The sequence below is a fragment of the Verrucosispora sp. SN26_14.1 genome, assembly GCF_004307965.1.
Taxonomy (GTDB): Bacteria; Actinomycetota; Actinomycetes; order Mycobacteriales; family Micromonosporaceae; genus Micromonospora.
The window spans coordinates 1-9,843 of the sequence record NZ_SISL01000221.1 but is presented as its reverse complement, the minus strand read 5'-3'; the positions used below and the strand labels follow the sequence as shown (position 1 = coordinate 9,843).

Here is a 9,843-nt window from a genome sequence, read left to right as displayed (position 1 = left end):
GACAGCCGCACGCTGGTGCGCGCGGCGCACGCGGCGGGCATGCGGGTGATCGGCCCCAACTGCCTGGGGGTGGCCAACACCGACCCGGCGGTACGCCTCAACGCCACCCTCGCCCCCCGACTGCCGGAGCCCGGCCGGGTCGGCATCTTCAGCCAGTCCGGCGTGTTCGGGGTGGCGCTGCTGGCCGAGGCGGACCGGCGCGGGCTGGGCGTCTCCAGCTTCGTCTCGGCCGGCAACCGGGCCGACGTCTCCGGCAACGACCTGTTGCAGTACTGGCAGGACGATCCGGCCACCGACGTGATCATGTTGTACCTGGAGACGTTCGGCAACCCGCGCAAGTTCGCCCGGCTGGCCCGGCGGATCGGTCGCGACAAACCGGTGGTGGCGTTGGCGTCCCCGGCCCGCCCGCCCGGACTGGGCGACTCCGCCGGCCCGGACGAGACGGCGGTGAGCGCCCTGTTCGCCCAGTCCGGGGTGATCCGGGTGGACACCGTGGCCGAGCTGCTCGACGTCGGGACGCTCCTGGCCAACCAGCCGCTACCGGCCGGGAAGCGGGTCGGCGTGGTCGGTAACTCCTCGGCGTTGGCCGGGCTGGCGGCCACCGCTTGTGCGGCACAGGGCCTCCGGGTCGCGCCGGGCTACCCTTGTGACGTCGGCCCCCGGGCCAGTGCCGCCGAGTTCGGTGCGGCGCTCGCCGGGGCCGCCGCCGACGACTCGGTCGACGCGCTGGTGGTCCTCTTCGCACCACCGTTGCCGGGGCAGCTCACCGGCACCGAGGCCGACTTCGCCGCCGCGCTCGCCGTCCCGGCGGCCGACAAACCGATGGTGGCCACCTTCCTGGTCGGGCAGGCCCCGGCGGGAACACCGGCCTACCCGAGCGTGGAGGAGGCGGTTCGCGCGCTGGCCCGGGTCACCGCGTACGCGGACTGGCGGCGTCGTCCGGCCGGCGTCCTGCCCGAGCTTCCCGACGTCGATCCGGTGGCGGCGCAGGTGGCGCTGCGGGCTGACGGAGGCGACCCGGAGGCGCTGCTCGCCGCGTACGGCATCGACGTGGTCGAGTCGGCACGGGTCGACTCGGTCGACGCGGCGGTCGACGCGGCGACGCGATTCGGCTTCCCGGTGGCCCTCAAGGCCGCCGCCGGTGGACTGCGGCACCGCCTCGACCTCGGTGCCGTCCGCCTGGACCTGCCCGACGCCGACACGGTCCGTCGCGCGTACGCCGAACTGGCCGCCGCGTTCGGCGCGGACGCGCTGGTGCAGCCGATGGTGCCGCCCGGGGTGGCCTGTGTGGTGGAGCTGGTCGAGGATCCCGCGTTCGGGCCGGTGGTGGGCTTCGGTCTCGGCGGGGTCGCCACCGACCTGCTCGGCGACCGCGCCTGGCGGGCGGTGCCGCTGACCGACCGGGACGCCACCGAGCTGGTGGACGCCCCACGGGCGGCCCCTCTGCTGCGGGGCCACCGGGGCGCCGCACCGGTGGACCGGGCGGCCCTGGCCGACCTGCTGCTGCGCATCGGGCGGCTCGCCGACGAGCAACCCCGGGTACGCGCACTGACGCTGAATCCGGTGCTGGCCCGCCCGGACGGGCTGTCCGTGCTGCACGCCTCGGTCCGCACCGGCTCGGCTGCCGCCCGCCCCGACACCGGCCCCCGCCGTTTGTGAAAGGAAGGGCCCCCTACTAACGCCTCGTGTATAGCAGGGGACCCCTCCTTACATCCCGGCCGGGCGGGCGGAGATCTGCTGGATCGCCCACGAGTTGCCGTCCGGGTCGTCGAAGAAGACGAAGCCGACGTTGTCCAACGGGTGCGGTGTCGGGCTGGGGTTCTGCCCGAGCACCTGGATCTCGCTCACCTGGACACCACGCTCGCTCAGCTCGGCGCGGGCCTTCTCCAAATCCGGCACGACGAGTTGGAGACCCTTGAGCGAGCCGGGCGGCATGTACGGCAGCGGCCCGGCGCCGATCACGATCGAACAGCCCGAGCCGGGCGGGGTGAGTTGCACGATGCGGGCGTCGTCACCCATCACCGTGTCGTGGTCCACGGTGAAGCCGACCTGGTCGGCGTAGAATGCCTTGGCCCGGTCCACGTCGGAGACCGGTACGACGACCACTTCCAACGTCCAGTTCACGATCAGTCCTCCTGACGCCCTCGTCGGCGGCTCCGACGCTGTGCACCACTCTGGACGACCGGCAGCCCGTTCGGCCCGCGCGACACGAGCCGCAGCCCGCTGGGCACCCAACGAGGGCCGGGGACACACGACATCGGCCCCGGCGCACCGCCGGGGCCGATCGCACACCAGTCACGTCAGGAGGCGTACGCCTCCAGCCGCTGCGCCCGCTCCGGGGCCCGCAGCTTCAGCAGCGTCACCTTCTCGATCTGCCGGATCCGCTCGCGGGACAGTCCGAACTCGCGGCCGACCTCGTCCAGGGTACGCTGCCGGCCGTCGTCGAGCCCGAAGCGCAGCCGGATCACGGCCTGCTCGCGCTGGGAGAGCGTGGCCAACACGATGCTCACCTCGTTGCGCAGCTCCCCCTGGGCGGCGGTGTCGCCCGGTCCGCCGGCCGGGTCGACGGAGGCGACGAAGTCACCGAGTGCGCTCTCCCCGTCCTCGCCGACGGCCTGGTCCAGGCTGACCGGCTCCCGGTCGTACGAGATCAGCTCGATCACCTGGAACTCGGGTACGTCCAGCGCGCGGGCCACCTCGGCGACCGTGGGTTCCCGACCCAACGAGACGGACAGCTCGCGGCGGGCCCGGACCATCCGGTTGACCTGCTCGACCATGTGTACCGGGATGCGGATGGTGCGGGCCTGGTCGGCCATGGCGCGGGTGATGGCCTGGCGGATCCACCAGGTGGCGTAGGTGGAGAACTTGTAGCCCTTGGTGTAGTCGAATTTCTCGACGGCGCGGATGAGGCCGAGGTTACCTTCCTGGATGAGGTCGAGGAAGGCCATGCCACGGCCGGTGTACCGCTTGGCGATGCTCACCACGAGGCGCAGGTTCGCCTCCAGCAGGTGGTTCTTGGCGGCCCGGCCCTGCTGCGCGACCACTTCCAGGTCTGCGTGCAGGCCGGCCGAGACCGGGGTGCAGGTGGACAGCTTCTCCTCGGCGAACAACCCGGCCTCGATCCGCTTCGCCAGGTCGACCTCTTCGGCCGCGGTGAGCAGCTTGGTCCGGCCGATCCCGTTGAGGTATGCGCGAACCAGGTCGGTGGAGACGCCACGTTCGTCGGTGGCGTCCAGGTCGGTAAGGGTGTCGACGCCGTGCTCCGCCTCGGTGCCGGCGCGCATCCGGTGCTCCATCATCTGCAGGGCCATCTCTGTCTCTCCCCGTTTCCACGTCCGTGCCGTGTCGCCCCGGCCCAGTAGCCGCCGGTGAGACACAGCTTGGCGGGTGGGGCGTAAAACGGGAGTGAGGCGATCGGAGAACCGACAGTGACCGTTCCGTTACCCCCTCCTTGCGGGTCGGTGTACGGGTTCGGCAGATGCGACTTGGCGGCGCCGGTTACCGTGCCAGCGGTCGGCCGTCGGGCCGACGCAACCCCGTACCCCGGGTGTCGGGGCCGGGCGACCAAGCGACGGAGGCAATGGTGGTCTTCAAGCGGCTCATGCAGGCGATGGGAGTCGGCGGCCCGTCCGTGGAGACGGTGCTGACGAACCCGAACTGCCGGCCGGGCGGTGAGCTGACGGGCACCATCGCGGTGACCGGTGGCGAGCACGGGGTGGACGTCTCGTACGTGGCTCTGGGCCTGATGACGCGGGTCGAGGTGGAGAGCGGCGACAACGAGTACGCGACGAACCAGGAGTTCCACCGGCAGCAGGTGACCGGCCCGTTCCGCCTCGAACCCGGGCAGCGCTACGACGTACCGTTCCGGTTTCCGGTGCCCTGGGAGACCCCGGTGACCGAGCTGTACGGGCAGCGCCTGCACGGCATGACGATGGGGCTGCGTACCGAGCTGGAGGTGGCCCGCGCACTGGACAAGGGTGACCTGGACCCGGTGGCGGTGCATCCGCTGCCGGCGCAGGAGCGGTTGCTGGAGGCGCTGCTGCGGCTCGGTTTCCGGTTCGCCCGGGCCGACGTCGAGCGGGGGCACATCTACGGCGTGCACCAGACGCTGCCGTTCTACCAGGAGATCGAGTTCTACCCCGCGCCGCAGTACGCGGGTGCGATGAAGCAACTGGAGGTCACCTTCGTCGCCGATCCCCGGCAGATGCAGGTGGTGTTGGAGCTGGACAAGCGTGGCGGCCTGTTGACCGAGGGCCGGGACGTCTTCGGCCGCTTCACCGTCGACTACGCCACGATGGACCGCACGGACTGGGCGGCGCAGCTCGACGGGTGGCTGCGTCAGTCCCTGCAACGCCGGGGCCTCTTCGGCTGACCGGTGACCACGGGCGGGCGGGCGACGTGGTGCGACGCCCGCCCGCCCCGTGGTCGCGCTTCAGAGGTCGAGGAGGATGGTGCGGGGCCCGACGTTGACGCTCTCGACCAGCATGTGCGTCCGGAATCGGCCGGTGGCGACCGTCGCGCCGCGTTGACGCAGCGCCTCGACCACCGCGTCGACCAGAGGTTCGGCCACCTCGGCGGGGGCCGCTGCGGTCCAGCTCGGACGGCGTCCCTTGCGGGCGTCGCCGTAGAGCGTGAACTGGCTGACCACCAGGATCGGCGCCCCGACGTCGGCGGCGGACCGCTCCTCGTCCAGGATGCGTAGCTCGTACACCTTGCGGGCCAGCGTCCGGGCGGTCTCGGCGGTGTCCGAGTGCGTCACCCCGACGAGCACCAGCAGCCCGTCGTCGACCGCGCCGACCACCTCGCCGTCCACGGTGACGCTGGCCCGTCCGACGGTCTGCACCACGGCCCGCATCAGGACCGCACCGGCTCGATGAAGCCGCGCTCGACCAGGTGCGCCACGATCGGTCCGGCGGCCTCGGCGAGCTCGTCCGGCGTCACGTCGTGCGCGACGGCGAGCAGCGCGATCTGGTCGCGCAGCGGCAGGCGTCCGTCGGCGCCACCCACCAGCGCGAGGACGAGTGGATCGATCTCCTCGGTCCAGCGCAGCCCGTGCGGCATGGTGAGGACCTGTCGGTCGACTCCCCAGCCCTCCGTGCCCATGGTCGCCTCCTGCCGCAGCTGGAGCCCGTCGGCGGCCCGGTAGCGGGCGTCCAGCAGCCCGTCGGTGCCCTGTCGGCGCAGCCAGTCCTGCCGGTCGAACCAGGTCGCGACCCGGTCGCCCATCGGGGCCTCCACCTGCTGCCGCAGGTCCTCCACCTGCAGCACCGGGTCGTCGTGCCCGCTCCGGCGCAGCGAGACGATGCCGAAGCCGATCGCCTCGACCTTGTGGGCGTCGAACCAGTCCAGCCAGTCGGCCATCCGCTGCGGGTCGGCCGACTCGCCGACGTCGGTGAGCCAGAGGTTGACGTACGCCATCGGGTCGGCGACCTCGCGCTGGATCACCCAGGCGTCCAGACCGGTCCCGGCGAACCAGCCGGCCACCCGCTCGCCCCAGTCCTCGCCGGCCACGTGCACCCAGTTCGCGAGGTACTGCATGGTGCCGCCCTCGGTGAGCAGGCCGTCGGCGGCGGCGGCCAGTTCGGCGCCGATCGCGTCGCCGACCCGGCCCGAGTCGCGGTAGACGTGCGTGGTGGTGCCCGGCCCGACCACGAAGGGCGGGTTGCTGACCACCAGGTCGAAGCGCCGTCCGGCGACGGGCTGCACCATGTCGCCGCGCAGCAGTTCCCACTGCTGGCCGTTGAGCGCGGCCGTGGTGGCGGCGAACCGCAGCGCCCGCCGGGAGACGTCGGTGGCGGTCACCTGCCGGGCGTGCGTACTCAGGTGCAGGGCCTGCACGCCGGAGCCGGTGCCCAGGTCGAGCGCGCTCTGCACCGGCTGCCGGACGGCCGCGCCGATCATCGTCTGGGTCGCCCCGCCGATGCCCAGCACGTGCTCGGCGTGCAGGGGCCGACCGGGGCGGGCGCTTGCCGGCACGTCGGCCAGCACCCACCAGTCGTCGCCGTACGGTTCGAGGTCCAGCCCCATCCGCAGCCCGTCGCCGTACCGTTCGACAAGCCCGGCGGCGAGCGCCTCGTCGATCGACAGCGGCGCGAGCGCGGCGGCGACGGCGGCCTCCGGCTCGGTCTGCTCGCAGATGAAGACCCGGATCAGGGTGTCGAGCGGCTCGCCGTCGGTGGTGGCGCGCAGCGCGGCCCGGAAGTCGTTACGGGCCACCCCGCCGGTGGCCTGCGGGCCGAGCCGGGCGGCGATGCCGTTGGCGGTGAAGGCGGCTCGCGTCAACGCGGTCCGCAGCGCCTCGACGCCGGCGGGGGAGAGCAGCATGTCGTGTCCGTCCACACCGCCATCCTGCCTGGTGACGTCGGGGCGGGGAGCGGGTGCCCGTGACAATCTCAGTCAATCGAAGAACGTCCCTGTCATATTCATCGATCTAACGCTAGCATCTCATCCATTCGAGTCCATGGGACGCACCGTCCGGCCATGACCCGGTCGGCCGTTCCGGTTAGGGAGGCAGACGATGTCCTCAGGGTTCACCGCGCGACGGCACGTCATCCGGGCGCTCGCCGTCGTCGCCACCGCGGCGGCCGTCTCGGCGGCCAGCACCACCGCGGCGGTCGCCGCACCCACCGGCGAGATCCGCGGCGCCGGTGCCGCGAACGCGGTCAGCGGCAGCTACCTCGTCGTGCTGCGCTCCGACGCGGTCGGCACCGCCGGTTCGTCGGCGGCCCGCACCGCAGTGCCGGACCGGGCCACCGCCCTGGTCCAGCGGTACGGGGGCAGCGTCTCCGACACCTTCTCGGCGGCACTGACCGGCTTCGCCGCCAAGATGTCCGCGAAGCAGGCGGCCCGGCTCGCCGCCAACTCGGCGGTCGCGTACGTCGAGCAGGACCAGGCGTTCACCGTCCAGGCCACCCAGACCAACCCCACCTGGGGCCTGGACCGCATCGACCAGCGGAACCGCCCGCTGAGCGGCACCTACACCTACCCGAACACGGCCTCGAACGTCCGGGCCTACATCATCGACACCGGCATCCGGACCACGCACAACGAGTTCGGCGGTCGGGCCACCTGGGGCACCAACACGGTCGACTCCAACAACACCGACTGCAACGGCCACGGCACCCACGTCGCCGGGACCGTCGGCGGCGCGACGTACGGCGTTGCCAAGTCCGTCCGCCTGGTCGCGGTAAAGGTGCTCAACTGCTCCGGTGGCGGCACCACCGCCAGCGTGGTCAACGGCGTGAACTGGGTGACCGCCAACGCGGTGAAGCCGGCCGTGGCGAACATGAGCCTCGGCGGCGGGGCCAGCAGCACGATCGACAACGCGGTGGCCAACTCGATCGCCTCCGGCATCAGCTACGCGGTGGCGGCCGGTAACTCCAACGCCAACGCCTGCAACTACTCGCCGGCCCGCACCTCGACCGCCATCACCGTCGGCTCGACGACCAGCACCGACGCCCGGTCGTCCTTCTCGAACTACGGCTCCTGCGTGCACATCTTCGCGCCCGGGTCGAGCGTGCTGTCCGCGTACCACACCAGCAACACCGCGACCAACACGCTGAACGGCACCTCGATGGCCTCCCCGCACGTGGCCGGTGCCGCCGCGCTCGTGCTCTCGGCCAACCCGTCCTACACCCCGGCCCAGGTCAAGAGCTACCTGACCAGCAACGCCACCACCGGCGTGGTGACCAGCCCGGGCAGCGGCTCGCCGAACCGCCTGCTGTTCGTGGTCAACTGACCCTGACGCACACCGGCCCGGCGGACGGCTCCAGCGTCCGCCGGGCCCGCGCGTGACCACCGAAGACCAGACCGACCCGGGCCGACGCCACCGGTGCCGACCCGGGTCGGCCGGACCACCGGTCGAGGTCAGGCGGCGAGGTCGACCGGGGACCTGCGCTCGGCGTCCGCCGGGAAGACCCGCGCCGCACCGTCCACCCGCACCGTGACCTCGCCGTCCATCGGCACGGTGGCACCGTCGAGCACCCGGGCGGTGATCGCCGTACCGTCGCCCAGTCGCAGACCGACGAGCGCGTCGTGGCCGTGGAAGTCGTGCCGCAGCACGGTGCCGGTGATCCCGTCCGGCCCGGCGGCCAGCCGGATCTGCTCCGGCCGCAGCAGCACGGTGACCGGCCCGTCGGTCACCGCACCGGCGACCGGCAGCACCCCCAACGCGGTCCGGGCCGTCCCGCTCTCCACGACCGCCGGCAGCAGCACCGCGTCACCGACGAAACCGGCCACCCACGGGTCGGCCGGCTCCCGGTAGACCGTGGTCGGCGCGGCGGCCTGCACCACCCGACCGTCGCGCAGCACCACCACCTTGTCGGCCACCGACAGCGCCTCCCCCTGATCGTGGGTCACCAGTACACCGGTCGCCCCGTCGGCGCGCAGCGCCTCGCGTACGTCGTGCCGCAGCCCGGCGCGCAGCCCCGCGTCCAGGGCGCTGAACGGCTCGTCGAGCAGCACCACCGACGGTCGGGGCGCGAGTGCGCGGGCCACCGCGACCCGCTGCTGCTGCCCACCGGAGAGCTGGTGCGGCATCCGGTCGCCGTACCCGGCGAGCCCGACCAGCGCCAGCACCTCCTCGACCCGGTCGGTCCGCCGGGTGGCCCGGTCCAGCCCGTACCCGATGTTCTCGGCCACCCGCAGATGCGGGAAGAGGGCACCCTCCTGGGGCACCACCGCGATACGACGCCGGTGCGCCGGCAGGTGCCGGCCGCCGCCCGCGACCACCGCGCCGTCGATGCGGATCTCGCCGCCGTCGAGCCGCTCGAAGCCGGCCAGGCAGCGCAGCAACGTGGTCTTGCCGCAGCCGGACGGCCCGAGCACCGCGGTCAACTGCCCGGACGGCACGCTGAGGTCGGCGCCGGCCAACGCGGTGACCCGCCCGTACCGCTTGACCACTCCGTCGAGCACGACCTCACTCATGCCGCCCCTCCACTTCGTTGCGTGGCGACATGCTCTGCTGAGCTGCTGATTCGTTCGCTTCGCTCACTCATGCCGCCCCTCCACTCCGTTGCGTGGCGACATGCTCTGCTGAGCTGCTGATTCGTTCGCTTCGCTCACTCATGCCGCCCCTCCACTTCGTTGCGTGGCGACATGGCCTGCTGAGCTGCTGATTCGTTCGCTGTGCTCACTCATGCCGCCCCTCCACTCCGTTACGTGTCTCATGCGTTGCGCTCCCGGTCGAGCAGGCCGCTGCGGGCGACCAGCAGCCAGGTGGGTACCGCCGAGATCAGCACCAGCAGCGCGGCGTAGGGGGCCGCTGCCGCGTAGGCGCCGACGGCCGTACTCGTCCACAGCTCGGTGGCCAGGGTGTCCGTGCCGGTGGGTCGCAGCAGCAGGGTGGCCGGGAGTTCCTTCATGCCGGTGAGGAAGACCAGCGCGGCCCCGGCGCCGATGCCCGGCAGGGTGAGCGGCAGGGTCACCGTGCGCAGCACGGTCCAGGGGCCACGGCCGAGCGACCGGGCCACCTCCTCCAGTCCGGCGGGGGACTGGGCGGCCGCGCCGGCTACCGCGCCGACCGCCAACGGCAGGAACAGCGTCGCGTACGCCAGGGCGAGCAGCCACCGGGTCTGATAGAGCGGGTACGCCACGTTGATCCCGAAGAAGATCAGCGAGAGCCCGATCACCACGCCGGGCAGGGCGTGGGCCAGGTACGCCAGCCGGTCCAGTGCGGTGGTCAGCGGACCCGGCGCCCGGGCGACGAGCAGCCCCAGCGGAAGCGCCAGCAGCATGGTGAGGGCGGCGCCGGCCAGCGAGACGGTCAGCGAGTTCCCGGCGGCGGTGAGCACCTCGGGCAGGGCACCCGGGCGGGACACCCCGGCGGCGAGCCGCCGCCCGAGG

At 72.6% G+C, this 9,843-nt stretch carries 9 protein-coding genes; 3 read left to right on the top strand and 6 right to left on the bottom strand.

The genetic code is table 11. From position 1 onward, the window contains the following. On the top strand, positions 1–1,659 hold a 1,659-nt coding region (locus EYA84_RS19230; protein WP_236145848.1), incomplete at its 5' end, for an acetate--CoA ligase family protein. Positions 1,660–1,707: 48 nt separating this feature from the next. On the opposite strand, the gene EYA84_RS19225 is transcribed toward EYA84_RS19230, so the two are convergent. Both EYA84_RS19225 and sigB read right to left on the bottom strand, forming a co-directional pair. Further along, a complete protein-coding gene (locus tag EYA84_RS19225; protein WP_131054432.1) occupies positions 1,708–2,124 on the bottom strand; it encodes a VOC family protein in 417 nt (138 codons plus the stop codon). 176 nt (positions 2,125–2,300) lie between these two features. After that, positions 2,301–3,311 carry an RNA polymerase sigma factor SigB gene (sigB, locus tag EYA84_RS19220; protein WP_131054431.1) on the bottom strand — a complete coding sequence of 337 codons (1,011 nt, stop codon included), beginning with the start codon at positions 3,309–3,311 and terminating at the stop codon, positions 2,301–2,303. A gap of 272 nt (positions 3,312–3,583) precedes the next feature. Between sigB and EYA84_RS19215 the strand changes: the two genes are divergently transcribed. Further along, positions 3,584–4,372: a sporulation protein gene (locus EYA84_RS19215; protein WP_131054434.1), complete on the top strand. Its 789-nt coding sequence runs from the start codon at positions 3,584–3,586 to the stop codon at positions 4,370–4,372. Positions 4,373–4,432: 60 nt separating this feature from the next. Here the strand turns inward: EYA84_RS19215 and dtd are convergent, their stop codons facing one another. Further along, positions 4,433–4,855: a D-aminoacyl-tRNA deacylase gene (dtd, locus tag EYA84_RS19210; RefSeq protein ID WP_131054430.1), complete on the bottom strand. Its 423-nt coding sequence runs from the start codon at positions 4,853–4,855 to the stop codon at positions 4,433–4,435. After that, positions 4,855–6,339, bottom strand: coding sequence for a methyltransferase (locus EYA84_RS19205; protein ID WP_201272424.1), 1,485 nt, complete (start codon positions 6,337–6,339; stop codon positions 4,855–4,857). The genes dtd and EYA84_RS19205 overlap by 1 nt, the downstream gene beginning before the upstream one ends. Positions 6,340–6,517: 178 nt before the next feature. Here EYA84_RS19205 and EYA84_RS19200 point away from each other — a divergent pair, with 178 nt between their 5' ends. After that, positions 6,518–7,738 carry a S8 family peptidase gene (locus EYA84_RS19200; RefSeq protein ID WP_131054429.1) on the top strand — a complete coding sequence of 407 codons (1,221 nt, stop codon included), beginning with the start codon at positions 6,518–6,520 and terminating at the stop codon, positions 7,736–7,738. Between the two features lie 128 nt (positions 7,739–7,866). Here the strand turns inward: EYA84_RS19200 and EYA84_RS19195 are convergent, their stop codons facing one another. Together EYA84_RS19195 and EYA84_RS19190 are read right to left on the bottom strand one after the other, a co-directional pair. After that, a complete protein-coding gene (locus EYA84_RS19195; protein WP_131054428.1) occupies positions 7,867–8,925 on the bottom strand; it encodes an ABC transporter ATP-binding protein in 1,059 nt (352 codons plus the stop codon). A 239-nt stretch (positions 8,926–9,164) separates the two neighbouring features. After that, positions 9,165–9,843 (bottom strand): iron ABC transporter permease (locus tag EYA84_RS19190; protein ID WP_131054427.1); only part of this gene is annotated, 679 nt, incomplete at its 5' end.